The following is a 24,441-nucleotide window of genomic DNA, read 5'->3' on the forward strand; positions in this document are numbered from 1 at the left end:
GTTTAGGAAGGCCCCGCGATTTCGCGGGGCCTTTCGTTTTTGCAGGGCTGAAACGCGCACCACGCTTAAGGCGGTTCCAGACCACTGGAATATCGCGCTCGCCGTATGAGACCTGCAATAACAGTAGGGTTTTTCTGGTTTAGCCTAAACTGTGCTACCATCCGCCATGAGTTCACACAGGTGACGGGGGTGGATGATGAGAGCTGTCACAAAGTTGTCGCGCGTATTTTCGGTTTTCGGTCTGGGCCTGATGGCCGCCTGCACGGACTATGCCTATGTGGGGATGCCACCGGGCCAGCCATCGCGTGAGATCGTGATCCCGAACGGCACGACGCGCCTGATCCCGATCTCCGGATCGATCGTCGGGTTGGCTTATGATGAGCCGCGACGGCGGATCTTCCTGCGCAATCTTCCCGGCACCCAACTACAGGAGTTGGACCGAAATGGCCGTGTCCTGCGTACCTTTGCGGCACAGCGGGTTCCGGCCGGATGCGGTGGCATCACACCTGACGAGTTTCCCATCAAGGAATGCGGGTTGGCCATTCGGGGAAGCGACGGGCATTTGTTCCTCGACCATCCGAACGGGGTGATGATCGCGGAACTGACCCGCGACGGGCAATTTGTGCGCAACATAACCCTCAGCCAGCCACAGGGGCCGATTGGCGGGCTGGCCTTTGATGAAACGACCGGCACGCTTTATGTGCTGTTCATCCGCAATCGCCTGATCGCCGAGGTGGATTTGAACGGCACGGTGCTTAGGACAATCCGGGCGACCAATCCATCGGTCGGCGCAGCGGTGCAGATCGAACGCTTTGGCCTTGGCATCAATTCCAAACGCCGCGAGCTTTATGTTGCGCTTCAGAACGGCAACCAGCTTGGCGTTCTGGACATGTCCGGCGGGTTGATCGCAACGTACACGCTCAGCGCCGGGGTGGCTGTGGAAGGGATCGGAGGCGGTCGGGTCTCTGGTCTCTGATAGGGGCTCAGAAGGCGTTTTCGGCCCGCTCCCAACGCGTCGGAGCGTAATTCTTGCGCTGATCTGATTTGATGCGTTGACAGGCGGTTGTCCGATTGGGCCAATGGCCCGATCACTCTGCGCAGGGCCAAATCTGACATGAACCCAAACACCAAAGGTGCCTTGCTGATGATGGGCAGCATGGCGGCCTTCACCCTGAACGACACTTTGGTCAAGGTCGCGCTTCGGGATCTGCCATTGTTCCAACTGGTGGCCATGCGGGGCGTCCTGGCCGTTTTCCTTGTCTACGGTCTTGCCCGTTATCTGGGGGCGCTGCACCTCAATTTCTCAAACCACGACCGGTTGCTGGTTGCGCTGCGCAGTCTGGCCGAACTGTCGGCCACCTTCTTTTTTCTGACAGCGCTCAAGAACATGCCGCTTGCCAATGTGACGGCCATTCTGCAGGCGCTGCCCCTGACCGTGACGCTGGGCGCGGCACTGGTCTTTTCCGAACAGGTCGGCTGGCGGCGCATATTGGCAATTGCCATTGGTTTTGGCGGCATGGTTCTGATCGTCAGACCCGGTCCTGACGGCTTCAGCCTGTATTCCATCTACGCGCTGATCGCAGTGGCTTCGATCACGGTTCGCGATCTGGTGACGCGACGCATGTCGCCCCAGGTTCCGTCAATGGTGGTGACGTTGGCGACCTCTCTCTCAATCACGGTGGCCGCAGCCATTGCATCGGTGTTTGAAGGATGGGTTCCGGTTTCCGGCGCTGCGGGTTCTCTGGTTGCGGCGGCGGCCGTGTTCGTCCTGATGGGCTATCTGTTCAGCGTCATGGTCATGCGTCAGGGCGATGTCGGGTTCATCGCGCCGTTTCGCTATTCCAGCCTGATCTGGGCCCTGGGGTTGGGCTGGGCCGTATTCGATGAATGGCCTGACGGTCTGACCATGCTGGGTGCGACACTTATCGTGGCCGCCGGATTGTTTACGCTGTTCCGGGAACGCGCGCGTCGGGAAGCGGCGTGAACCTGCGTGACACGGCTCTGAACACTGGTTATCCGAAGGCGAAACCCAGCCTCCGGTTGCGGGCTTGGTTCGGCATTGGCACTTCTGGTGCAGGGCGGTTTTATGAACCCGGTAAAGCCCGCGCACCCACTTCGGCACGGCCCGGATCAGCCTATTGCCGGGCAACCGGTATCGTGCTGTTGACACTCGGGCCGACTCCCCCTATTACGCGCGTCATCTCGGTGACGGGGGCCGCCCCATAGCCGATTCCAGTAATGAGCTGGTCAAGGCCCGGACAATTTTGCAGTTCGCGCCCTCTGAGAAACAACCGCGACGTTCACCTCGGAATGGGAACGCTCGTGGGTTTTGCGCTTGTGGACGCATAAGCGCAGCGAAGTTAGCCGCACGCAGCCCGCGTGCATGTCATGTGTGTTGCAAAACGGGGAAGAAACCGGAATGCCAACTATTCAACAGCTGATCCGCAAACCGCGGCAGCCCAAAGTAAAACGCTCGAAGTCCATGCACCTGGAGCAGTGCCCGCAGAAGCGCGGTGTCTGCACACGTGTTTACACCACCACACCGAAGAAACCGAACTCGGCTATGCGTAAGGTTGCCAAGGTGCGCCTGACCAACGGATTCGAGGTCATCTCGTACATCCCCGGTGAAAGCCACAACCTTCAGGAACACTCGGTTGTTCTGATCCGTGGCGGCCGTGTGAAAGACCTTCCCGGTGTGCGTTACCACATCCTGCGCGGTGTTCTGGATACTCAGGGCGTCAAAGACCGTAAGCAACGCCGTTCGAAATACGGCGCGAAGCGTCCCAAGTAAGAAGGAGAGGCTGATATGTCACGTCGTCACGCCGCCGAAAAACGCGAAGTCCTGCCTGACGCCAAGTTTGGCGATAAGGTTCTGACCAAATTCATGAACAACCTGATGATCGACGGCAAGAAGTCGGTCGCCGAGCGCATCGTCTACAACGCGTTTGACCGCGTTGAGAACAAGATCAAGCGCGCGCCCGTCGAAGTGTTCCACGAAGCACTCGACAACATCAAACCGTCGGTCGAGGTTCGCTCGCGCCGGGTTGGTGGTGCAACCTATCAGGTTCCGGTCGAAGTCCGCCCCGAGCGCCGCGAAGCACTGGCCATCCGCTGGCTGATCACCGCTGCGCGTGGCCGCAATGAAAACACCATGGAAGAACGCCTCGCCGGTGAACTGCTGGACGCTGTACAGTCCCGCGGTACCGCCGTGAAGAAGCGCGAAGACACCCACAAGATGGCCGAGGCGAACAAAGCCTTCAGCCATTACCGTTGGTAATCCCAGAGGCTTATCCAAATGGCACGCGAATATCCGCTCGAACTATACCGTAACTTCGGTATCATGGCGCACATCGACGCAGGTAAGACCACCTGCTCGGAGCGTATCCTGTATTACACTGGTAAATCCCACAACATCGGTGAGGTGCACGATGGTGCAGCCACCATGGACTGGATGGAGCAGGAGCAGGAACGCGGCATCACCATCACTTCGGCTGCGACCACCACCTTCTGGGAACGCACCGAAGACGGTCAGACCGCCGATACCCCCAAGCACCGCCTGAACATCATCGACACCCCCGGCCACGTTGACTTCACCATCGAAGTCGAACGCTCGCTGGCGGTTCTCGACGGTGCCGTCTGCGTTCTGGACGCAAACGCCGGTGTTGAACCCCAGACCGAAACCGTGTGGCGTCAGGCTGACCGCTACAAGGTTCCGCGTATGGTTTTCGTCAACAAGATGGACAAGATCGGCGCAGACTTCTTCAACTGCGTTCGCATGATCGAAGACCGCACCGGCGCACGCGCTGTTCCGGTTGGTATTCCGATCGGTGCCGAAACCGAGCTGGAAGGCCTGGTTGATCTGGTCACCATGGAAGAGTGGCTGTGGCAGGGCGAAGACCTTGGTGCAAGCTGGGTCAAAGCTCCGATCCGCGACAGCCTGAAAGACATGGCTGACGAATGGCGCGGCAAGATGATCGAAGCGGCCGTCGAAGAAGACGACGACGCGATGATGGCCTATCTGGAAGGCGAAGAGCCCGACGTTCCGACCCTGCGCAAACTGCTGCGCAAAGGCACGCTGGCGCTGCATTTCGTTCCCGTTCTGGGTGGCTCGGCGTTCAAGAACAAAGGCGTTCAGCCGCTGCTCAACGCTGTGATCGACTATCTGCCCAGCCCGCTGGACGTTGTTGATTACATGGGCTTCAAACCCGGCGACGAGGAAGAAGTTCGTAACATCGCACGTCGTGCCGATGACGACATGGCCTTCTCGGGTCTGGCGTTCAAAATCATGAACGACCCCTTCGTTGGTTCGCTGACCTTCACCCGCGTTTACTCGGGCACCATGAACAAGGGCGACTCGATCCTGAACTCGACCAAAGGCAAGAAAGAGCGCATCGGTCGTATGATGATGATGCACTCCAACAACCGGGAAGAGATCGAAGAAGCGTTTGCAGGCGACATCATCGCGCTGGCGGGTCTGAAAGACACCACCACCGGTGACACTCTGTGCGATGCGAAGGATCCGGTGGTTCTGGAAACCATGACCTTCCCCGATCCGGTGATCGAGATCGCGGTCGAGCCCAAAACCAAGGGCGACCAGGAAAAGATGTCTCAGGGTCTGGCCCGTCTGGCCGCCGAAGACCCGTCCTTCCGCGTGGAAACCGACCTGGAATCGGGTCAGACCATCATGAAGGGCATGGGCGAACTTCACCTGGACATCCTGGTGGACCGTCTCAAGCGCGAGTTCAAGGTCGAAGCCAACATCGGTGCGCCTCAGGTGGCTTATCGTGAAACCATCTCGATGCCGGTCGAACACACCTACACCCACAAGAAACAGTCGGGTGGTTCGGGTCAGTTCGCCGAAGTCAAGCTGGAGATCCAGCCCACCGAGGCAGGCGAAGGTTACTCGTTCGAAAGCCGCATCGTTGGTGGTGCCGTTCCGAAGGAATACATCCCCGGTGTTGAAAAAGGCATCAACTCGGTCATGGACAGCGGCCCTCTGGCTGGCTTCCCGGTGATCGACTTCAAGGTTGCCCTGCTGGACGGTAAGTTCCACGACGTTGACTCGAGCGTTCTGGCGTTCGAAATCGCGGCCCGTATGTGTATGCGTGAAGGCATGCGCAAAGCTGGCGCGAAGCTGCTGGAACCGATCATGAAGGTCGAAGTGATCACCCCGGAAGAATATACCGGCGGTATCATCGGCGACCTGACCTCGCGTCGGGGCCAGGTGTCTGGTCAGGAACCGCGCGGCAACGCGATCGCGATCGATGCGTTTGTTCCGCTGGCGAACATGTTCGGCTACATCAACACCCTGCGTTCGATGTCGTCGGGCCGCGCCCAGTTCACCATGCAGTTCGACCACTACGATCCGGTTCCGCAGAACATCTCGGACGAGATCCAGGCGAAATACGCATAAGCGACGATTTGAGGGAGCGCCGTTCCGGGGCTCCCTTCATTACAGAAAAAGGAGGCCATCATGGCAAAGGAAAAGTTTGAGCGTACAAAACCGCACGTCAACATCGGCACGATTGGGCATGTTGACCACGGCAAGACGACGCTGACCGCAGCGATCACCAAGTATTTCGGTGACTTCAAGGCGTATGACCAGATTGACGGCGCGCCGGAAGAGAAAGCCCGCGGCATCACCATCTCGACCGCGCACGTGGAATACGAGACCGACGCGCGCCACTATGCACATGTCGACTGCCCCGGCCACGCCGACTACGTCAAGAACATGATCACCGGTGCCGCTCAGATGGACGGCGCGATCCTGGTTGTGAACGCTGCAGACGGCCCGATGCCGCAGACCCGCGAGCACATCCTGCTGGGCCGCCAGGTTGGCATCCCGAAGATGGTCGTGTTCATGAACAAAGTTGACCAGGTTGACGACGAAGAGCTGCTGGAACTGGTGGAAATGGAAATCCGCGAGCTGCTGTCTTCGTATGAATACCCCGGCGACGATATTCCGATCATCGCAGGTTCGGCTCTGGCCGCGATGGAAGGCCGTGACCCTGAAATCGGCGAGAACAAGATCCGCGAGCTGATGGCGGCTGTTGATGACTACATCGACACCCCTGAGCGTGCTGTTGACCAGCCGTTCCTGATGCCGATCGAAGACGTGTTCTCGATCTCGGGCCGTGGTACCGTTGTGACCGGCCGTGTCGAGCGTGGCGTGATCAACGTTGGCGACGAGATCGAAATCGTCGGCATCCGTGACACCGCGAAAACCACCTGCACCGGCGTTGAAATGTTCCGCAAGCTGCTGGACCGCGGTGAAGCGGGCGACAACATCGGCGCCCTGCTGCGTGGTGTGGACCGTGACGGCGTTGAGCGTGGCCAGGTTCTGTGTAAGCCGGGTTCGGTGACACCGCACACCAAGTTCGAAGCCGAAGCCTACATCCTGACCAAGGAAGAAGGCGGCCGTCACACGCCGTTCTTCGCGAACTACCGTCCTCAGTTCTACTTCCGGACCACTGACGTGACCGGCACCGTGACCCTGGCGGAAGGCACCGAGATGGTCATGCCCGGCGACAACGTGTCGTTCGGCGTTGAACTGATCGCACCGATCGCGATGGAGCAGGGCCTGCGCTTCGCCATCCGCGAAGGCGGCCGCACCGTCGGCGCCGGCGTCGTGTCGAAGATTACTGAATAATTCGCACAAGCGAATGAACCAACGAAAAGGGCTTCCCTCGGGACGCCCTTTTTTCGTTTTTGCCTAAGCTGATTGTAATGCTACTTCTCTCATATTGAGGCATCACAATTAGAAAGAGGTCACAGCATGCACTTATTGGCGCGTTCAGTTGGTCTAGTTGCTGCACTTGTTTATTTATCCACATCAGCGTCCGCACAGCAGATCGCGGACAGGATTTATCTCGGAGGGCCTGTGTTAACGATGAACGATAAGGCTCCGTCCGCTGAAGCGGTCGCAGTCAAAGACGGACGCGTTCTTGCTGTGGGGTCGTTGTCTGATTTGTCGATGCATCGCGGTGAAGAAACCGAAACGTTTGACCTGGAAGGCCGCGCGATGCTTCCGGGTTTTGTAGATAGCCACGGTCATGTGGTCATGGGGGGGTTGCAGGCATTGTCCGCCAACCTTCTTGCGCCGCCTGATGGGAAAGTCGTTGATATCGCCAGTCTGCAAGCCACGTTGACTGACTGGGCCGACGAAAATGCGCAAGCCGTTGAACAGGTCAAAATGATCATCGGCTTTGGTTACGACAATGCTCAATTAAAGGAACTGCGCCACCCTACGCGACAAGAACTGGACATTGTGTCTGAGGACTTGCCGGTCGTTATCGTTCATCAGTCCGGGCATTTGGGAGTAGCAAACTCGAAAGCTCTAGAGTTGGCAGGCATCACAGCCGCTTCAAAAGCCCCTCCGGGCGGAGTGATTCAACGCGATGACGCCGGTGAGCCAAACGGTGTTCTGGAAGAGTATGCGTTCTTTTCGGTCCTTGTGCCCATGTTGGGAAATCTGGGTGAAGAAGGCCTGGCGGCATTTGCCAAAGCTGGAACCGAACTTTGGGCACAGTTTGGATACACGACCGGACAAGAAGGCCGAACCTCAGGAGAAATTGTTGACGTTCTCAAGAAAGTTGCCGCCGAAGATGGGCTCCCAATTGACGTGGTAGCCTTCCCGGATGTTCTTGAGGCTAGGGAATATATAGGTGCAAACACCTCCAAGAACTACGACGACCGGGTTCGGGTCGGGGGCTGCAAGCTAACGATTGACGGCTCGCCTCAGGGTTTCACGGCTTTGAGGGATCGGCCCTATTATGATCCAGTCGGAAGCTACTCCGCCGGTTATTCAGGGTATGCTGCTATTACGATGGAGCAGCTACAGGACGCCGTTAATTGGTGTTACGAAAATGGGTTCCAAATCCTTGTGCACTCTAACGGGGAAGGGGCTTCTGACATGCTGATAGCAGCTCTCGAAGAGGCACAGATGAAGTATGGCGACCCGGGGAATCGTCCGGTTCTGATCCACGGTCAGTTTCTAAGAGAGGATCAGGTTGCGAGTTTTAAACGCCTCGGCGTATTCCCATCGCTTTTCCCGATGCACACGTTTTACTGGGGGGATTGGCATCGTGATCACACCGTTGGGCCGGTCAATGCAGACAATATCTCACCCACAGGATGGCTGCTCGAGCGGGACATGATGTTTGGCACACACCACGATGCCCCGGTGGCCTTTCCAGATAGCATGCGTGTTCTTGCTGCGACGGTTACTAGACGCACACGCTCTGGAGATATTTTGGGGCCGCATCAAAGGGTCGATGTTATGACTGCCTTGAAAGCCATGACAATCTGGCCCGCTTGGCAGCATTTCGAGGAAGATGAAAAGGGGTCCATTGAGGTTGGCAAAGTTGCGGATTTCGTGATCCTGTCAGACGACCCCACATCCGTTGACCCAGAAACACTGGCGGAATTAGAAGTGCTTGTAACCGTGAAGGGCGACGAGATTGTTTATGAAGCCGAAGTGGGTGTCCGAGAGGGCAAATTGGATTACTCGCCGTTCTCAAATGATCCTGTGATTGCCCATCTGTATCTGCATGCGGTTTACCAAGGGATGAAGGTAGAAGACGCATGGCTAACCAATGGCGTGTCTGGCGGCGAATAAAACGGTGTTCTTTGTGACGTTTGCCCCTTGTCAAACCCCGCCAACCCCACTAATACGCGCAGGTTCTCAACAAGAACATCAAGGCGGGATGATTCCCGCCTTTTGGGTTCGATGAGGGTTGGCGATGCGCGTCTGTCCTCCTCTCAACCTCAACGCCTGATAAAAGGCTGTTACTATGCAAAGCCAAAATATCCGTATTCGGCTGAAGGCATTTGACTATCGCGTTCTGGATGCCAGCACGCAAGAGATCGTCAACACTGCCAAGCGGACCGGCGCGAATGTGCGCGGCCCGATCCCGCTGCCGAACAAGATCGAGAAGTTCACGGTTCTCCGTGGCCCTCACGTTGACAAGAAATCCCGCGACCAGTTCGAGATCCGCACGCACAAGCGTCTGCTCGACATCGTTGATCCGACCCCCCAGACCGTTGACGCGCTGATGAAGCTCGACCTGGCTGCTGGTGTGGACGTCGAGATCAAGCTGCAGTCGTAAGATCGGAGGGTATAGATTATGCGCTCTGGTATTATCGCAAAAAAAGTTGGCATGACCCGCCTGTTCATGGAAGACGGCAAGCAGATCCCTGTGACCGTTCTTCACCTGGACAACCTGCAGGTTGTTGCACAGCGGACCGCTGAAAAAGACGGCTACACCGCCGTTCAGCTGGGCGCTGGTGCTGCCAAGGCAAAACGCACCTCGAAAGCCATGCGCGGCCACTACGCCGCTGCCAAGGTCGAGCCCAAGCGCAAGCTGGCCGAGTTCCGCGTCTCCGAAGATGGCCTGATCGAAGTGGGCGCCGAAATCTCGGCAGAGCACTTCCTGGCCGGTCAGAAGGTTGACGTTTCGGGCACCTCGATCGGTAAAGGCTTTGCCGGTGCGATGAAGCGCCACAACTTCGGTGGTCTGCGCGCCTCGCACGGTGTGTCGATCAGCCACCGTTCGCACGGCTCGACCGGTCAGTGTCAGGATCCGGGCAAGGTGTTCAAAGGCAAGAAGATGGCCGGTCACATGGGTGCTGCCCGTGTTACCACCCAGAACCTCGAGGTTGTCAAAACCGACGCCGACCGTGGTCTGGTCTTCATCAAAGGCGCCGTTCCCGGACCGAAATCGGGCTGGGTCACCGTCAAGGACGCCGTGAAGAAGAAAGCACCGGAAGGCCTGCCTTTCCCGGCTGCTGTGAAATCGGCTGCAACCGAAGCACCTGCGGAAGAAGTATCCGCGGAAGGTGGTGAAGCATGAAACTTGATGTAATCAAACTGGACGGCGGCAAGGCCGGCGACATCGAGCTGGATGCAGACCTGTTCGGCCTCGAGCCGCGCGCGGACATCCTGCACCGTGTGGTCCGTTGGCAGCGTAACAACGCGCAGGCCGGCACCCACAAGGTCAAGACCCGCTCGGAAACCAGCTACTCGACCAAGAAGATCTACCGCCAGAAGGGCACCGGTGGCGCACGCCATGGTGACCGTAACGCGCCGATCTTCCGTAAGGGTGGTGTTTACAAGGGCCCGACCCCTCGTTCGCACGGCCACGACCTGCCGAAGAAGTTCCGCAAGCTTGGCCTGCGCCATGCTCTGTCGGCAAAAGCCAAAGCAGGTGAACTGGTTGTGATCGAGAACGCCGAAGCCGAAGGCAAGACCGCCGCACTGGCCAAACAGGTTGCAAACCTGGGCTGGAAACGCGCTCTGGTCATCGACGGCGCGACCGTGAACGAAGGGTTCCTGAAGGCGTCGCGCAACATCGAAGGTCTGGATATCCTGCCGTCGATGGGTGCAAACGTTTATGACATCCTCAAGCGTGACACCCTGGTGCTCACCAAAGCGGCTGTCGAAGCACTGGAGGCTCGTCTGAAATGAGCGCGAAGGCAGAACACTACGACGTGATCCGCAAGCCGATCATCACCGAAAAGTCGACCATGGCGTCCGAAAATGGCGCGGTTGTCTTTGAAGTGGCGATCGAAAGCAACAAGCCGCAGATCAAAGAGGCCGTTGAGGCGCTGTTTGGTGTGAAGGTCAAGGCGGTGAACACCACCGTGACCAAAGGCAAGGTCAAGCGGTTCCGCGGCCAGCTGGGCCGTCGGAAAGACGTCAAGAAAGCATATGTGACCCTGGAAGAGGGTAACACAATCGACGTAAGCACCGGTCTCTGATCCAACGCTTACAGCGACACTTTTCGGCCCCGGTGGATCACTCCTCCGGGGCCGATTTCGTTTCAGACGTCAAAGCTCTGGGTTTGCGCGTCAGGGCAGGGCGGTCACACGCCCTCCATCGGCCGCTCAGGGCGGTTCTGGCGTCACGGGCACGTTGACCGCATCAACACAGTTATCGCACCCTCTGGTGGCCTCTGAGCAGCTTACACGCAGGGCAGAGCCTGCGACGTATATAGAAAAGGCGCCGTTAAGGCGCCTTTGGGTCATTTCAATTGTGTGAGTGGTTACGAGCAATATACGTGCCGGTGCGCGATATCTGCGATGTCGCAGCGGCGGATGCCGATATCGTCCAGCTCACGGTTGCTCAGACGCTGCAACTCGGTATAGGTGCGCTGATACTCAGCAGCACGTGCGCGGGCTGTTTTGATCCGTGTGATCATGTCAGCGATCCGGGTGCCGAAGTTGAAGCCGGTATGGGTCAGTGTTGCAGTTGTCATCTCTTTATTCCTTTCTCGTATCAGGGCGTATTCCCTGACGTTTCCTTTTGAGTTCCTTCATTGGACAAGGCAGAGATAGGAGCGTTTGCTATCGCTAACAACGCAGATTTTGGTCTAGCCGATATGCATCTATTGAATGGCTATACATGTCGTGGGCCACGTCAATCACACGCCGCTTTCATTTCTTTTGCGCGTTTTATTGCGGGCGGCCATCGCCCGACCATCACGTATGCTCAGCCCCATCAGTGTCAGATTGGTCGCCCCGGCAATCAGTTCGATGATCTGTACAATATAGAAGCTGGTATCAAACGAGCCCGCGTTTGCCTTTGCGCTCAGGTAGACGGCGGCTGGAACAAGGACGATGAGCCCGTTCATAGCAATGATTGGCATCCTTTTCTTTTTGACGAGCGCAGGGGCATCTTTTCGGCGACGCCCAAGTGTCGCCCCGGATGCACCGACAATCACCATTGCAGGCACCAGAACAAAGAGCCCGCTGACGATCATGGACTTTACTGCCGCGACGGTCTCAGGGTTTGCAAATAACTCACTGTACAAAGTGGATGTCCAGAATACGAGGATCGTAAGAAAGCCTACTACTCCGGCGATGGGGTGGATGGTTCTTAACATGTTGCTACTCCCAAATGAGGGTCAGGCGACGCAGTGGTTTTCGACTGCGAGCTTGCGAAGAAGATGTGGCCGGGCCACTGCGCTTGCTGGATAGTCCGCGATCCGACGCTGGAACTCGGGATGAGTGAATGCGTCGCGAAAGCTTTGCACGTTCTGCCAGATCGCGTAGTTCACAAAGGTCGAACTGCCCGCGATACCCTGATGGAGCTGGGTCGAGATATATCCCGGTTGCGATTTCATGAAATCCGCATCATGCGCCCATGCCCGAAGCAGCGCCTTTTCGTCTTCGGCGTCCACCGTAAACAGGTTGATCAGCACCACCGGTCCTTCCTCGGTCTGCATCTGATCTGCCAGCGTGACGATCGTGTCCAACTCTTTGATACGAGCCATTTCGGTTCCCTTCGATTCTGAAATATAGCAAGCTATATAAAATTGCATAGCATGCTATTCAAGTGTAAATCCAGGACATGGACTTCGAAAAAGAAAACTCGGCCGGGTATCTGGTTAATCACATGGCACGATTGTTCGCAAAGGAGTTGCAGCAACGCATTGCGCCCTTTGGCATCGTCGTCGGGCAATTCCCAATCTTGCTGGAACTCTGGCTCAAAGACGGTGTGACGCAAAAGGATCTGCTGACCAAAATTGACGTCGAACAGGCGACATTGGCCAACACGCTTAACCGTATGGAACGTGATGGCTTGATCAAAAGAACGAAGAACCCTGCTGACGCCAGGGCGCAATTGATTTGGTTGACCGAGAAGGCCGCAGCACTTCGTAACAGCGCCTACGAGGCAGCTCAGAACGTGAATGCTGATGCATTACAGGTCTTGAATGACCCTGAGCGCGCACAATTCATGAACTATATGCGTCGAGTCATAGGCGGCATGCGCTCAAGGTGAATTGACGGAGGATCAGTTCACGGCACCGGCATGCAAGCCATTAAACAAAAAACGCCCCCGACCGAGGTCGGAGGCGTTTCTAAGTCTTCGAAGCTGCGGGCTTAGCCGCGTTCTTCGATGATCTCTACCAGATGCGGGATCTTGCGGATCATACCGCGCACCGAAGGAGTATCCTCCAGCTCACGGGTTCTGTGCATCTTGTTCAGGCCCAGGCCGATCAGGGTTGCGCGCTGTTCGGCGGGGCGACGGATCGGCGAACCGACCTGTTTGACGACGATGGTTTTTGCCATGACGTGCTCTCCTTATGCTTCTGCTTCAGCAGCAGCCGGTGCATCGTCCCGCTTGGGCAGGATGTCAGCAACCTTTTTGCCACGACGTGCGGCAACCGAACGCGGGCTCTGCTCTTTCTGCAGGCCGTCGATGGTGGCGCGAATCATGTTGTACGGGTTCTGCGAGCCCAGCGACTTGGACACAACGTCCTTGACGCCCAGCATTTCGAACACGGCACGCATCGGACCACCGGCGATGATACCGGTACCTTCAGGCGCGGCGCGCATAACCACTTTACCGGCGCCGTGACGGCCCTCGATGTCGTGGTGCAGGGTCCGACCTTCGCGCAGCTGCACGCGGATCATCTGACGCTTGGCTTGTTCAGTCGCCTTGCGGATGGCCTCAGGTACTTCTTTCGCTTTACCCTTGCCAAAGCCGACGCGGCCTTTCTGATCGCCGACAACCACCAGAGCGGCGAAGCCAAAGCGCTTACCACCTTTTACGGTTTTCGACACGCGGTTGATTGCGACCAGGCGATCTGCAAATTCCGGTGTTTCTTCACGGTCGCGGCCACGGCCCCGACGGTTTTCACGTTCTGCCATTTGGCATCCCTTTTCCTCTAGAGGCGCTTGCGGCGCCAATTACTCAATCGAAGTGAACCCGTGAATGACATTCTGGGGCTCCCCGATCATCGAGGCGGGCGGACCCGCCTTCAAAGTGCCGGTGCCGGGCTGAAGCCCGGCCTACGGCGTCGTATCCGGTAGGCCGGGCTTCAGCCCGGCACACCATCAGATCTTCAGGCCACCTTCACGCGCAGCGTCGGCGACAGCCTTCACTTTGCCGTGGAACAGGAAGCCGCCACGATCGAAATAGGCCTCTTCGACGCCTGCCTTCTTGGCACGCTCGGCGATGGCCGCGCCGACTTTCGTCGCCGCTTCGACGTTGTTCTTGCCAACAACACCCAGATCTTTTTCCAGGGTCGAGGCCGAGGCCAGGGTCACGCCACGTACGTCGTCGATCAGCTGAACAGAGATGTTCTTGTTCGAACGGTGTACGGACAGGCGCGGACGACCCGCGTTGACCTTGCGAAGTTTGTTCCGAACGCGCAGGCGGCGCTTCAGAAACAGGGTTCTTTTGCTGTTTGCCATTGTCTGCGTCCTTACTTCTTCTTGCCTTCCTTGCGGAAGATGAACTCGCCCTTATAGCGGATGCCCTTGCCTTTGTACGGCTCGGGGCGGCGCCACTCGCGGATTTTGGCCGCGGTTTCGCCCACCAGCTGCTGGTCGATACCTTCCACAACGATCTCGGTCTGCTTCGGTGCGGTGATGGTGACACCTTCCGGAGCTGTGAAATCAACATCGTGGCTATAACCCAGGTTCAGCTTCAGGGTGTTGCCCTGCATCTGCGCCCGGTAACCAACACCCTGGATCTCCAGCTCTTTTTTGAAGCCTTCGGTCACACCGGTTACCAGGTTGGCAACCATGGTGCGGCTCATGCCCCACTGCTGGCGGGCACGCTTGGACATGCCGCGAGGGTCGATCTTGACCACGTTGTCTTCAACCGACAGCGTCACGTCGTCGGTGGCGGTGAAGCTGCGGGTGCCTTTCGGACCTTTGACTTCGATGGTCTGACCCGACACAGAGGCGGTTACGCCGCTGGGCAGCTCGACCGGTTTTTTACCAATACGAGACATTGCAGACCTCCTTAGAAGACGGTGCAGAGCACTTCGCCGCCAACATTGTTGGAGCGAGCGTTTGCGTCCGACATCACACCTTTCGGAGTGCTGACAATCGACACGCCCAGACCCTGACGGACCTGTGGGATGTCATTGACGCCCATGTATACGCGGCGACCGGGTTTCGAAACCCGCTTCAGTTCGCGAATGACAGGGGTGCCTTCGTAGTATTTCAGGCTGATTTCGATGGCCGGATGACCGTTTTCACCGGTCGTCTTTTCATAGCCACGGATGTAACCTTCGTCCGCCAGCACGTCCAGAACCCAAACACGCAGCTTCGACGCCGGAGTGGAAACGGTGGACTTGCCGCGCATTTGCGCGTTGCGGATACGGGTGAGCATATCGCCGATAGGATCATTCATATCTATGTCTCCCTTACCAGCTCGATTTCACCATGCCGGGGATCTGACCAGCAGAACCCAGCTCGCGCAGCATGATACGGCTGACCTTCAGCTTACGGTAGTAAGCGTGGGGACGACCGGTCAGCTGACAACGGTTGTGCAGACGGGTAGCCGAGCTGTTGCGCGGCAGTTTCGCCAGTTTCAGACGCGCTTTGAAACGCTCTTCCATCGGCTTGCTCTCGTCATTCGCGATTTCTTTCAGCTCGGCACGCTTTGCGGCATATTTGGCCACCAGGCGTTCGCGCTTCTTCTCGCGTTCGATCATTGCTTTTTTAGCCATGTCTCAATCCTCCCGGCGCTTACGCGTTGAACGGCATGTTGAATGCTTTCAACAGTGCCTTTGCTTCAGCGTCGGTTTTCGCTGTGGTGGCAATTACGATATCCAGGCCCCAGACCTCGTCGACCTTGTCGAAGTCGATTTCCGGGAACACGATGTGCTCTTTCATGCCCATGGCAAAGTTGCCACGACCATCGAAAGAGGGCTTAACACCGCGGAAGTCACGAATGCGCGGCATTGCGATCGTGATCAGACGATCCAGGAATTCGTACATCCGGTCACCGCGCAGGGTCACTTTCGCACCCAGCGGCATGTCTTCCCGGACGCGGAAACCCGCGATCGACTTCTTCGCCTTGGTTGAGACGGCCTGTTGACCGGCAATTGCAGTCAGATCCTCGACAGCGGCTTTCGCTTTCTTCGAGTCTTTGACGGCCTCAGCACCACAACCGATGTTCAGAACGATTTTTTCCAGCTTGGGCAGCTGCATGTCGTTCTTGTAGCCGAACTCTTCTTTCAGAGCGGCACGGATGGTCTCGGCGTACTGCGCTTTCAGGCGCGGGGTGTAGGTTGCGTTATCAAGCATCGATCACGTCCCCTGTGGTCTTGGCGAAACGCACCTTCTTGTCACCTTCCATGCGGAAGCCAACGCGGGTTGCTTTGCCGTTCTTGTCCAGCAGTGCCAGGTTCGACAGCTCGATCGGGTTTGCCTGAGGCAGGCGACCACCTTGCGAGGTTTGCGACTGGCGGGTGTGGCGGATGGCGATGTTGATGCCATCGACCACAGCTTTACCGGCTTTGGGGTCAACCGAGGTGATAGTTCCCTCTTTGCCCTTGTCCTTGCCGGACAGCACGACGACCTTGTCGCCTTTGCGGAGTTTAGCAGCCATAATTACAGCACCTCCGGAGCCAGCGAGATGATTTTCATGAAGTTCTTCGCGCGCAGTTCACGAACAACGGGGCCAAAGATACGGGTACCTACGGGCTCGTTGTTGTTGTTCAGGATGACGGCGGCGTTGCGATCGAAACGGATCGCGGTGCCGTCTTCGCGACGGACTTCTTTGGCGGTGCGTACGACGACGGCCTTGCGGACGTCACCTTTCTTTACGCGGCCGCGCGGGATGGCTTCCTTCACCGAGACGACAATGATGTCGCCAACGGAGGCGTATTTACGCTTGGAACCACCCAGGACCTTGATGCACTGAACTCGGCGTGCGCCAGAGTTGTCAGCGACATCCAGATTGGTCTGCATCTGGATCATGTGGTTTCTCCCGACCTGTGGGGGCTGGTCTGATTAAATCCCCCAGGGTTTCGACAAATGAAAAATCCCGGAAGCTTACGCTTCCAGAACTTCCCAACGTTTCGTCTTCGATTTCGGCGCGCATTCGATGATGCGTACAGAGTCGCCGACCTTGAAGGCGTTCTTTTCGTCATGAGCCCGGTATTTCTTGGACTTACGAACGGTTTTGTGCAGCAGCGGGTGCTTGAAACGGCGCTCGACCAGCACGGTGATGGTCTGTTCGTTGGCGTCGCTGGTCACGGTGCCTTGCAGGATACGCTTGGGCATCTGATTACTCCTCGGATGCCGCGGCAGCGGCCTTTTCGTTCAGGATGGTTTTGACGCGGGCAGCGTTGCGGCGGGCCGCTTTGATGCCAGCAGTGTTTTCCAGCTGACCGGTTGCCTGTTGAAAGCGCAGGTTAAAGCTTTCTTTCTTCAGGTTGACCAGTTCCTCGCGGAGCTGATCAGGGGTCTTGTCACGCAGTTCTTGGGCGTTCATCGCCTTTTTCCTTTGCTCAAAACACCAGAAGGCCCCGTACACGGGTCACCTTTGACCTGGTGGATGAATGATAGACATACGAATCGCCCGACAACGCCGGGAGACCGCAAGATGCCGCTCTATAGGGGGTTAGGGGTGGGGTGGCAAGGGAAAGTTTGCCATGCGGGAACAGGGAAATTCCCAAAATCAAAAACTCGCGTGTGTCACCGTGTCAGACCCTGGCTATTTGCCACTCTGGTCAATACGGACAGCATCTCGGAAACCTCTTCCGGTGAAAGACGGCCATGACCGTCCAGGAACGCTCCGATGTCACGCCCGGTATATCGCCCCGTCAGCTTCCCTTCCTCAAGGATCAGATTGTTTCGCACGAGCTCCACGGCGGTCACATGGCAAATACGGCATTTCTCGATGAAGATCCCGCCCGAGTCCCGGATAATTCGGAAATGAGCAAGCAGAACCTCGGCCTTGTCCGGAGTCACCCCGCCATGACCGGAGCGCAGGTAAATTTCGACCGCCCGTCCGGACCGGGCTCCGACCAGCACGCCATCTGACACATTAAGCTCATCCCAAACGAAATCACCGGAATGGGGGGCGTGGCATCCGGAACAGCTGTTTTCGTAGATGCGGTGCGGGTCGACCTCCTGTCCCACTACGCCAGTCGCGCTTGAGACCAGTAGCCCTATGATCAATGTGACAAATCTCAGCACGGTGTGTCCGATCAAACCAGATACGCGGCACTCCGGTCCGACTCATCAGGCAGACCGACGCATTGGAGCGGAGTCTACAACGAGCAGGCTTAAGTGTGCTTGATCCCGATCAATCAAACAGGTGCAGAAGTCAGCCCTGCCAGAAACGGTCAGTCCCACTTATAGTTGAAACTCACCGAAATCCGCTCTTCCTCGGCCATGTTCATCGGCACCTCGTGGCGTAGCCAGCTTTCCCATAGCAGGACATCGCCCACCTGCGGCTTCATATAGATGAACGGCTGCAAATCGCGCCGCCCGCCTTTCAGCCGCGTCGGCGCGGCCATCATGCGGCCCGAACGGGGGTCTTCCAGTTTCAGCGCGCTCGCGCCTTCTGGCATCGCCACATAGGTGGTGCCGGAAATCACACTGTGCGGGTGCAGGTGGCTGGAATGCATGCCGCCTTCGGGCAGGATGTTGATCCACAGGTCTTCCAGCTTCAGCTTGCCCTCGCCCAGATCAAACTCCAGATCCTTGGCAAAAGCCGCCACATGGCTGTCCAGCGCCTTGACCAGATCGGCGAATATCGGAAACCGCCAGGGCAGGTCGGTCAGCGAGGCATAGCTGGTGTAACCGGGATAGCCGTTTTCTTCGCACCAGTCCTGACCGGCCTCGTCATCCTCGGCGATGACAAGGCACGAGCTTTCCAACTCCTCCGCATCGATCGGGGGACCGAATTCGGACAAAGAGGCACGATAGAGGCGGGTGACGAAGAGTGATTCAATCTGTGGCATGGCGCCGTCTTAACCCAGCCGCGTGGCGAAGGCGATGGCTGTTTTGCGAGGCTCTGCCTCGCGCTCCGGGATATTTGCGGCCAGATGAAGAACGGATCCCCTGCTTCATCTGGCCCAAAATATCCCGGGGGAGGCGCGCGGCACGCGCGGCGGGGGCAGAGCCCCTGACGAAAAACCCCCGCCGGTGGTCCGACGGGGGCCAATCTTGTCACGAACGGGGGGTGCCCCCGGATCGCTTACCAGTCTTCGCGAACCACGACGCGGGTCTTGATCGGCAGCTTCATCGCAGCCAGGCGCAGGGCCTCGCGGGCGATGTCGTCATTGACGCCGTCGATCTCGAACATCACGCGACCGGGCTTGACCTTGCAAACCCAGCGGTCGACCGAACCCTTACCTTTACCCATACGAACTTCGATCGGCTTTGCAGTGACCGGAGTGTCGGGGAAGATGCGGATCCAGACACGGCCCTGACGCTTCATGTGACGCGTCATGGCACGACGTGCAGCTTCGATCTGGCGTGCGGTTACACGCTCAGGCTCGATCGCTTTCAGGCCGTAGGTGCCAAAGTTCAGATCAGAGCCGCCCTTGGCTTCACCCTTGATCCGGCCTTTGTGCAACTTGCGGAATTTTGTACGCTTTGGTTGAAGCATATCTTTCCCTCCTTAGCGACGACCGCCACCAGCACCACGAGGTGCAGGGCCGTCCTGGAGTTCCTGTGCTTTACGGTCACGTGCCTGCGGATCGTGCTCCATGATCTCCCCTTTGAAGATCCAGACCTTGATCCCGATGATCCCGTAGGGGGTCATCGCTTCGGCATGTGCGTAATCGATGTCGGCGCGCAGCGTGTGCAGCGGCACACGGCCTTCGCGGTACCATTCGGTCCGTGCGATTTCGGCACCACCCAGACGGCCAGCGACGTTCACCCGGATACCCAGGGCACCCATGCGCATGGCGTTCTGTACGGCACGCTTCATCGCGCGGCGGAACGAAACACGGCGTTCCAGCTGCTGAGCGATTGACTCGGCAACCAGCTGACCGTCAAGCTCGGGCTTGCGCACTTCGACGATGTTCAGGTGCAGTTCGCTGTCGGTCATCGCGGCCAGCTTCTTGCGCAGAACTTCGATGTCTGCACCTTTCTTGCCGATGATGACACCCGGACGTGCGGTGTGGATCGTAACGCGGCACTTCTTGTGCGGACGTTCGATGATCACACGGGCAACACCGGCCTGCTTGCACTCTTTCTGAATGAACTCACGGATCTTGAGGTCTTCCAGAAGAAGATCACCGTAGTCCTTGGTATCTGCGTACCAGCGGCTGTCCCAGGTGCGGTTGACCTGAAGGCGCATGCCGATCGGATTGACTTTATGTCCCATTAGGCTTGCTCCTCAACTTGACGCACCTTGATGGTGATCTCCGAGAACGGCTTCATGATCTTGCCGAAACGGCCACGGGCACGCGGGCGACCGCGCTTCATGACCAGGTTCTTGCCAACCCAGGCTTCGGCGACGATCAGCTCGTCAACGTCCAGGTTGTGGTTGTTTTCGGCATTCGCGATTGCGGACTGCAGGCACTTCTTGACGTCCTGCGCGACGCGCTTGTTCGAGAAAGTCAGGTCGGTCAGGGCCTTCTCGACTTTCTTGCCGCGGATCATAGCTGCTACCAGGTTCAGTTTCTGCGGGCTGGTGCGAAGCATGCGCGTTTTCGCCATTGCTTCGTTTTCAGCCACGCGGCGGGGGTTCTTTTCCTTGCCCATGACTTACTTCCGCTTCGCTTTTTTGTCTGCGGCGTGGCCATAATAGGTCCGTGTCGGCGAATATTCACCGAACTTCTGACCGATCATGTCTTCCGAGACGTTTACCGGGATATGCTTCTGGCCGTTGTACACACCAAAGGTCAGACCCACGAACTGGGGCAGGATGGTGGAACGACGCGACCAGATCTTGATGACTTCGTTGCGGCCCGACTCGCGCGCTGCTTCGGCTTTTTTCAGCACGTAAGCATCGACGAAAGGACCCTTCCAAACAGAGCGAGACATGGATTAACGTCCCTTCTTCTTGGCGTGCCGCGAGCGGATGATCAGCTTCTGGGACGCTTTGTTCTTGTTGCGGGTACGCTTACCCTTGGTGTCCTTACCCCACGGCGTAACCGGCGTACGGCCACCCGAGGTACGACCCTCACCACCACCATGCGGGTGATCGATCGGGTTCATAGCAACACCACGAACCGACGGACGCACGCCCTTGTGGCGCATACGACCGGCTTTACCGAGGTTCTGGTTGCTGTTGTCGGGGTTGGACACGGCACCGATGGTGGCCATGCATTCCTGACGGACCATGCGCAGCTCGCCCGAGCTCAGACGGATCTGAGCGTAACCGCCATCGCGGCCCACGAATTGCGCGTAAGTACCGGCCGCACGTGCGATCTGACCGCCTTTGCCAGGCTTCATCTCGATGTTGTGGACGATGGTACCGATGGGCATGCCCGAGAACGGCATTGCGTTGCCCGGCTTGATATCGGCCTTTGCCGATGCGATGACCTTGTCACCAACAGCCAGACGCTGCGGAGCCAGGATATACGCCTGCTCGCCGTCTTCGTATTTTACCAGTGCGATGAACGCGGTCCGGTTCGGGTCATATTCGATCCGCTCGACGGTTGCCGCGACATCAAATTTGTTCCGTTTGAAGTCAACGATCCGGTAGAGACGCTTTGCGCCACCGCCGCGGCGGCGTGAAGTGATCCGTCCGGTGTTGTTCCGGCCGCCCGATTTGGTCAAACCCTCTGTAAGAGACTTGACCGGACGTCCTTTCCAAAGCTCCGAACGGTCGATCAGCACCAGCCCGCGCTGGCCCGGCGTCGTCGGCTTGTACGACTTGAGTGCCATGCTTTCTGTCTTCCGTTTAGCAAGTGCAGGGGAGGTCCCCCGCTATGTGATAGGCCCCCGTAGGTGCCAAAGGTATAGGGCCCCGAAGGTCCCCGGTTGCAAAATATCTAAGGCCCCGGAACGAATCCGAGGCCGCAAGATTGGGAGCGTTTAGCAGTGTTGGGGGTGGGTGTCTATAGGTGATCAGCTAGTTCGACGTCTTTTGTCACTCAAGTTACTTTCAGCTTAACTAGTATCATTCCAAAACGCCGAGGCTTCAGCAACTTTTATGTTTTCCGATGCAGCATTTAACAAATCGACAATCGCATAGTTGGCCGGATCTCGAAGGCGCACTTGATATTCTGGAAACATATCCGGCCCGAAATCCACAGCCAAAAGAAGCGATTCCAAAATTTCACTACATGCCTCGATAGTTCCCAAAACCAGATGCGCCACCCAAGGCTTCAATGAAACCAAGTTCTCATTATACCGGTGATAGTCTTGCCACTCTATCTCATCAAACGGAGCGCTGTTTGGGTTAACCGCAAAACCGCGCTCAGTAATGTATATATGCTCTGTACTCCTAGTGCCGTGGACGATCAAATCTCTCGCACCCCGTATCCGTTGAAGTGACGAAGCGTGTTTATTGTAGGTTTCGGCTATTTTATCCGGGAGGGCATATGTATTCGTGATATCGACAGCAGCGCGTATCTTGTCATCTTGCAGGACAAATTTCGTGAGCTTTCTTGGTAATCTGTTTTGTCGTTTCTTGGCGTCATCCTGTTTGTTTAATAAAGCGACGCGATCATTCCAAATCTTACTAAAAACCTCGTGAGTAAGGTCGAACACCGATCTTGATGTCACTAGCATGCCTTCTAACTCTGAGCGAACAAATGAGGATAATAGCGTAGCCGCCACAGTATCTCTTTGTTCAAAGAAGAAGGACAGCTTCGCGGCGTGAACGGCGAGGAGGTGAAAATCATCCTCAATCGCATGAACAAGGCCTCGAATTTCAGGGAAGCTAAGCTTTTGATGTGAAAAATTCAAAAACGAAAACAAAAGATCGTTTTCGTCAGCCAAAGCGCCTTTTGTTAGGTAGGTGCAATGTGCTGCATCTTGCATTTTCGCTTTGATTAGCAACCCGTCCTGCGTCGGCATCCAAAGCGTCCATTCTAGACCATTCCAAACCGGGCACATTACGACGTGACGTTCCCCGACAGCCTTAGGATTAAGGTGTTTAAGCTTGCTCAGTTCTTCCGGTTTGATGATTGGCAAAGATTATTACCTGCATAAATCATTGAGAATTGAGTAAGGGCTAACTCGCCAAGCATCGACCTACAACTATCAACTATAAACCTGCCTCCTCAAAGCCCGTTCATTGACGCGACCAAGCGCGGGACAAGGCCGAAGGCCGCCGCGCCAGCGACTGCCCGTCCCGGCGGGCTGGCGCTTTGGGGGCGTTAGCGCCTCGCTGGGAATTCGGATGTATCTGGTACCATAAAGCGCGCTGATCAGCTGTTGCAGCGCCACCCCACGGGCAGTCGCTGGCGCGGCTCACGGACCGGTAACTCTGAAAACTCCGCCTGCGCTCGACGCCGCGGAGGACCTCACCCATAAAGCGCGCGGGCCTCGGCGAAGGACAGCAGTCGGCGGCTTTGCTCATCCCACAGGTGCAGGCGCGCGTTGGCGAGGCTCTCGCGGATGGTCATCCGGTTGCTGTTTGCCAGTTCATCATGGTCGCGCAGCACTTCGGTCAGGCGATAGAACGGAATGCGGCTGTACAGGTGATGCACGTGGTGGATACCGATATTGGCGGTGAACCACTGCAACACGGACGGCAGTATATAATGAGAGCTTCCGTGCAGCGCCGCTTCGTGCAACTGCCAGTCTTCATCGGCGTCCCAATGTGTGTCCTCGAACTGGTGTTGCACATAGAACAGCCATACCCCGGCGGTGGCGGCAATCAGGGTCGAGGGCAGGAAGATCAGCACCATCGGCATCAGCCCGCCAAAATAGTAGATGGCCACAAGCGCAACCAGAATGGCAAGATTGGTGGCCATCGCGCTGACCCAGAACCGGACGCTGTCTGTCAGACCCAGTGGAAGGCGGTTCTGAAACAGGAACAGATATCCGGGGCCAAAGACGAACAGGGTGATCGGGTTTCGATACACACGATACCAGAACCGGTTCATCGGGGTTTTCGCCTGATACTCGGCCACGGTCAGGGTGTGGATATCGCCCATCCCGCGTTTGCCCAGATTGCCGGAACTGTTGTGATGTGTGGAATGCGTGCGGCGCCAGACATCATAAGGTGTCAGCGTCAGAACTCCGATCGAGCGTCCAACCCAGTCACTGACCGTCCGGTTCTTGAAGAACGCGCCGTGCCCGCAATCGTGCTGGATGGCAAACAGGCGCAACAGAAAGGCCGCGTTGAGAACGGAAATCGCAAAAGCAAGCCAATAGCTGACCGACAGCAACATCCAGGACAAAGCCCAAAGCGCGAAGAAGGGGATGATACTGACGCCCAGCTCAAACGCGCTGCGCAGCTGGTCGGGTTCGCGATATTTGGCAAGCGTTGTGACCCAGTCACGTGCAGCGGTAGTTTCCGGCTGTGTCCGGGTCGAATGAGTGGTTTCAGTCATGCGCCTGCCAAGTTCTTGTTTGTGGCAATCCGGATAGACTACCGCCCGGTCATGGCAAGCGATATTTGCCAAAATCGCCATATTTCGTGCTCAATTTTCGGTCAGACCCCGGTGAAGGTGTCCTTTTGGGTTCACCTTGCGGGGCCGGTCCCGGGGCTTTGGCCGGTCAGGCCGAGCGGCTGGCGATCTACAGGCTTGCCAAGGGGGATCATCGGGCCTATAC

General features: G+C 57.3%; 35 protein-coding genes. 12 read left to right on the plus strand and 23 right to left on the minus strand.

All coding sequences use genetic code 11. The features are described from left to right. The first annotated feature begins 196 nt into the window (after window positions 1–196). The 11 genes from ACR0DY_RS03445 (at window position 197) to ACR0DY_RS03495 (ending at window position 10,758) form a co-directional block, all read left to right on the plus strand. Complete coding sequence (locus ACR0DY_RS03445; RefSeq protein WP_480484701.1) at window positions 197–976, plus strand: hypothetical protein; 780 nt, start codon at window positions 197–199, stop codon at window positions 974–976. A 138-nt stretch (window positions 977–1,114) separates the two neighbouring features. Beyond that, entirely contained in the window at window positions 1,115–1,984 is an 870-nt protein-coding gene (locus ACR0DY_RS03450) for a DMT family transporter (RefSeq protein ID WP_480484704.1), read from the plus strand. 435 nt (window positions 1,985–2,419) lie between these two features. Next, on the plus strand, window positions 2,420–2,791 hold the full coding sequence (rpsL, locus tag ACR0DY_RS03455; RefSeq protein ID WP_005621086.1) for a 30S ribosomal protein S12: 372 nt from the start codon (window positions 2,420–2,422) through the stop codon (window positions 2,789–2,791). 15 nt (window positions 2,792–2,806) lie between these two features. Beyond that, the gene (gene rpsG, locus ACR0DY_RS03460; protein WP_039529242.1) at window positions 2,807–3,277 is read left to right on the plus strand and encodes a 30S ribosomal protein S7; all 471 of its coding nucleotides are present in this window, start codon (window positions 2,807–2,809) and stop codon (window positions 3,275–3,277) included. 18 nt (window positions 3,278–3,295) lie between these two features. After that, the gene (gene fusA, locus ACR0DY_RS03465; RefSeq protein WP_480484702.1) at window positions 3,296–5,413 is read left to right on the plus strand and encodes an elongation factor G; all 2,118 of its coding nucleotides are present in this window, start codon (window positions 3,296–3,298) and stop codon (window positions 5,411–5,413) included. A 60-nt stretch (window positions 5,414–5,473) separates the two neighbouring features. Beyond that, window positions 5,474–6,649 (plus strand): elongation factor Tu, encoded by a 1,176-nt coding sequence (gene tuf / locus ACR0DY_RS03470; RefSeq protein WP_480897810.1) that lies wholly within the window; start codon window positions 5,474–5,476, stop codon window positions 6,647–6,649. A gap of 240 nt (window positions 6,650–6,889) precedes the next feature. Further along, window positions 6,890–8,617 (plus strand): amidohydrolase, encoded by a 1,728-nt coding sequence (locus tag ACR0DY_RS03475; RefSeq protein WP_480484782.1) that lies wholly within the window; start codon window positions 6,890–6,892, stop codon window positions 8,615–8,617. Window positions 8,618–8,792: 175 nt separating this feature from the next. Continuing rightward, entirely contained in the window at window positions 8,793–9,107 is a 315-nt protein-coding gene (rpsJ, locus tag ACR0DY_RS03480) for a 30S ribosomal protein S10 (RefSeq protein ID WP_008756422.1), read from the plus strand. An 18-nt stretch (window positions 9,108–9,125) separates the two neighbouring features. Further along, the gene (gene rplC / locus ACR0DY_RS03485; RefSeq protein ID WP_171638102.1) at window positions 9,126–9,851 is read left to right on the plus strand and encodes a 50S ribosomal protein L3; all 726 of its coding nucleotides are present in this window, start codon (window positions 9,126–9,128) and stop codon (window positions 9,849–9,851) included. After that, window positions 9,848–10,465: a 50S ribosomal protein L4 gene (gene rplD / locus ACR0DY_RS03490; protein WP_480474058.1), complete on the plus strand. Its 618-nt coding sequence runs from the start codon at window positions 9,848–9,850 to the stop codon at window positions 10,463–10,465. Before rplC ends, rplD begins: the two co-directional genes overlap by 4 nt. Further along, complete coding sequence (locus tag ACR0DY_RS03495) at window positions 10,462–10,758, plus strand: 50S ribosomal protein L23 (RefSeq protein ID WP_170609990.1); 297 nt, start codon at window positions 10,462–10,464, stop codon at window positions 10,756–10,758. Before rplD ends, ACR0DY_RS03495 begins: the two co-directional genes overlap by 4 nt. Window positions 10,759–11,042: 284 nt before the next feature. Here ACR0DY_RS03495 and ACR0DY_RS03500 read toward each other — a convergent pair whose 3' ends face one another. From ACR0DY_RS03500 to ACR0DY_RS03510, 3 genes are all read right to left on the minus strand, one after another. After that, complete coding sequence (locus ACR0DY_RS03500) at window positions 11,043–11,255, minus strand: DUF1127 domain-containing protein (protein ID WP_209505835.1); 213 nt, start codon at window positions 11,253–11,255, stop codon at window positions 11,043–11,045. A 165-nt stretch (window positions 11,256–11,420) separates the two neighbouring features. Next, window positions 11,421–11,882 carry a hypothetical protein gene (locus tag ACR0DY_RS03505; protein WP_480547325.1) on the minus strand — a complete coding sequence of 154 codons (462 nt, stop codon included), beginning with the start codon at window positions 11,880–11,882 and terminating at the stop codon, window positions 11,421–11,423. A gap of 21 nt (window positions 11,883–11,903) precedes the next feature. After that, window positions 11,904–12,272 carry an antibiotic biosynthesis monooxygenase family protein gene (locus ACR0DY_RS03510; protein WP_171638091.1) on the minus strand — a complete coding sequence of 123 codons (369 nt, stop codon included), beginning with the start codon at window positions 12,270–12,272 and terminating at the stop codon, window positions 11,904–11,906. Window positions 12,273–12,349: 77 nt separating this feature from the next. On the opposite strand from ACR0DY_RS03510, the gene ACR0DY_RS03515 reads away from it, so the two are divergent. Beyond that, complete coding sequence (locus tag ACR0DY_RS03515) at window positions 12,350–12,781, plus strand: MarR family winged helix-turn-helix transcriptional regulator (protein WP_267364814.1); 432 nt, start codon at window positions 12,350–12,352, stop codon at window positions 12,779–12,781. Window positions 12,782–12,882: 101 nt separating this feature from the next. Here ACR0DY_RS03515 and rpmD read toward each other — a convergent pair whose 3' ends face one another. The 20 genes from rpmD to ACR0DY_RS03615 all read right to left on the minus strand — a co-directional run bounded on the left by rpmD (window position 12,883) and on the right by ACR0DY_RS03615 (window position 24,218). Then, on the minus strand, window positions 12,883–13,071 hold the full coding sequence (gene rpmD, locus ACR0DY_RS03520; protein WP_267364815.1) for a 50S ribosomal protein L30: 189 nt from the start codon (window positions 13,069–13,071) through the stop codon (window positions 12,883–12,885). Between the two features lie 12 nt (window positions 13,072–13,083). Continuing rightward, complete coding sequence (gene rpsE / locus ACR0DY_RS03525; RefSeq protein ID WP_209505839.1) at window positions 13,084–13,653, minus strand: 30S ribosomal protein S5; 570 nt, start codon at window positions 13,651–13,653, stop codon at window positions 13,084–13,086. Window positions 13,654–13,839: 186 nt separating this feature from the next. Further along, window positions 13,840–14,199: a 50S ribosomal protein L18 gene (gene rplR, locus ACR0DY_RS03530; RefSeq protein WP_010437103.1), complete on the minus strand. Its 360-nt coding sequence runs from the start codon at window positions 14,197–14,199 to the stop codon at window positions 13,840–13,842. Between the two features lie 11 nt (window positions 14,200–14,210). Beyond that, on the minus strand, window positions 14,211–14,744 hold the full coding sequence (gene rplF, locus ACR0DY_RS03535) for a 50S ribosomal protein L6 (protein WP_039523384.1): 534 nt from the start codon (window positions 14,742–14,744) through the stop codon (window positions 14,211–14,213). An 11-nt stretch (window positions 14,745–14,755) separates the two neighbouring features. After that, window positions 14,756–15,148 carry a 30S ribosomal protein S8 gene (rpsH, locus tag ACR0DY_RS03540; protein ID WP_209505841.1) on the minus strand — a complete coding sequence of 131 codons (393 nt, stop codon included), beginning with the start codon at window positions 15,146–15,148 and terminating at the stop codon, window positions 14,756–14,758. A 13-nt stretch (window positions 15,149–15,161) separates the two neighbouring features. After that, window positions 15,162–15,467: a 30S ribosomal protein S14 gene (gene rpsN / locus ACR0DY_RS03545; protein ID WP_142639784.1), complete on the minus strand. Its 306-nt coding sequence runs from the start codon at window positions 15,465–15,467 to the stop codon at window positions 15,162–15,164. A 19-nt stretch (window positions 15,468–15,486) separates the two neighbouring features. Further along, window positions 15,487–16,047: a 50S ribosomal protein L5 gene (gene rplE / locus ACR0DY_RS03550; protein ID WP_480484777.1), complete on the minus strand. Its 561-nt coding sequence runs from the start codon at window positions 16,045–16,047 to the stop codon at window positions 15,487–15,489. Next, entirely contained in the window at window positions 16,040–16,351 is a 312-nt protein-coding gene (gene rplX, locus ACR0DY_RS03555; protein ID WP_480474055.1) for a 50S ribosomal protein L24, read from the minus strand. The genes rplE and rplX overlap by 8 nt, the downstream gene beginning before the upstream one ends. A 2-nt stretch (window positions 16,352–16,353) precedes the next feature. Further along, window positions 16,354–16,722, minus strand: coding sequence for a 50S ribosomal protein L14 (gene rplN / locus ACR0DY_RS03560; protein WP_005621870.1), 369 nt, complete (start codon window positions 16,720–16,722; stop codon window positions 16,354–16,356). Between the two features lie 75 nt (window positions 16,723–16,797). Beyond that, window positions 16,798–17,028, minus strand: coding sequence for a 30S ribosomal protein S17 (gene rpsQ / locus ACR0DY_RS03565; protein ID WP_209505845.1), 231 nt, complete (start codon window positions 17,026–17,028; stop codon window positions 16,798–16,800). A 4-nt stretch (window positions 17,029–17,032) separates the two neighbouring features. Beyond that, on the minus strand, window positions 17,033–17,239 hold the full coding sequence (rpmC, locus tag ACR0DY_RS03570) for a 50S ribosomal protein L29 (RefSeq protein ID WP_209505847.1): 207 nt from the start codon (window positions 17,237–17,239) through the stop codon (window positions 17,033–17,035). Between the two features lie 203 nt (window positions 17,240–17,442). Then, the gene (locus ACR0DY_RS03575) at window positions 17,443–17,946 is read right to left on the minus strand and encodes a hypothetical protein (protein ID WP_480538830.1); all 504 of its coding nucleotides are present in this window, start codon (window positions 17,944–17,946) and stop codon (window positions 17,443–17,445) included. Between the two features lie 149 nt (window positions 17,947–18,095). Beyond that, a complete protein-coding gene (locus ACR0DY_RS03580; protein ID WP_480897813.1) occupies window positions 18,096–18,716 on the minus strand; it encodes a 2OG-Fe(II) oxygenase family protein in 621 nt (206 codons plus the stop codon). 236 nt (window positions 18,717–18,952) lie between these two features. After that, the gene (gene rplP, locus ACR0DY_RS03585) at window positions 18,953–19,366 is read right to left on the minus strand and encodes a 50S ribosomal protein L16 (RefSeq protein WP_267364819.1); all 414 of its coding nucleotides are present in this window, start codon (window positions 19,364–19,366) and stop codon (window positions 18,953–18,955) included. 12 nt (window positions 19,367–19,378) lie between these two features. Continuing rightward, on the minus strand, window positions 19,379–20,089 hold the full coding sequence (gene rpsC / locus ACR0DY_RS03590) for a 30S ribosomal protein S3 (protein ID WP_209505853.1): 711 nt from the start codon (window positions 20,087–20,089) through the stop codon (window positions 19,379–19,381). Further along, window positions 20,089–20,469: a 50S ribosomal protein L22 gene (rplV, locus tag ACR0DY_RS03595; protein WP_209505855.1), complete on the minus strand. Its 381-nt coding sequence runs from the start codon at window positions 20,467–20,469 to the stop codon at window positions 20,089–20,091. The genes rpsC and rplV overlap by 1 nt, the downstream gene beginning before the upstream one ends. A 3-nt stretch (window positions 20,470–20,472) precedes the next feature. Next, on the minus strand, window positions 20,473–20,751 hold the full coding sequence (rpsS, locus tag ACR0DY_RS03600; protein WP_005980699.1) for a 30S ribosomal protein S19: 279 nt from the start codon (window positions 20,749–20,751) through the stop codon (window positions 20,473–20,475). 3 nt (window positions 20,752–20,754) lie between these two features. Continuing rightward, window positions 20,755–21,597 (minus strand): 50S ribosomal protein L2, encoded by an 843-nt coding sequence (gene rplB / locus ACR0DY_RS03605; RefSeq protein ID WP_170531634.1) that lies wholly within the window; start codon window positions 21,595–21,597, stop codon window positions 20,755–20,757. A gap of 225 nt (window positions 21,598–21,822) precedes the next feature. Further along, window positions 21,823–22,851 (minus strand): hypothetical protein, encoded by a 1,029-nt coding sequence (locus ACR0DY_RS03610; protein WP_480547321.1) that lies wholly within the window; start codon window positions 22,849–22,851, stop codon window positions 21,823–21,825. Window positions 22,852–23,183: 332 nt separating this feature from the next. After that, on the minus strand, window positions 23,184–24,218 hold the full coding sequence (locus tag ACR0DY_RS03615; RefSeq protein ID WP_480897815.1) for a fatty acid desaturase: 1,035 nt from the start codon (window positions 24,216–24,218) through the stop codon (window positions 23,184–23,186). Between the last annotated feature and the right edge of the window lie 223 nt (window positions 24,219–24,441).

Source organism: Ruegeria sp. O6 (assembly GCF_056535045.1).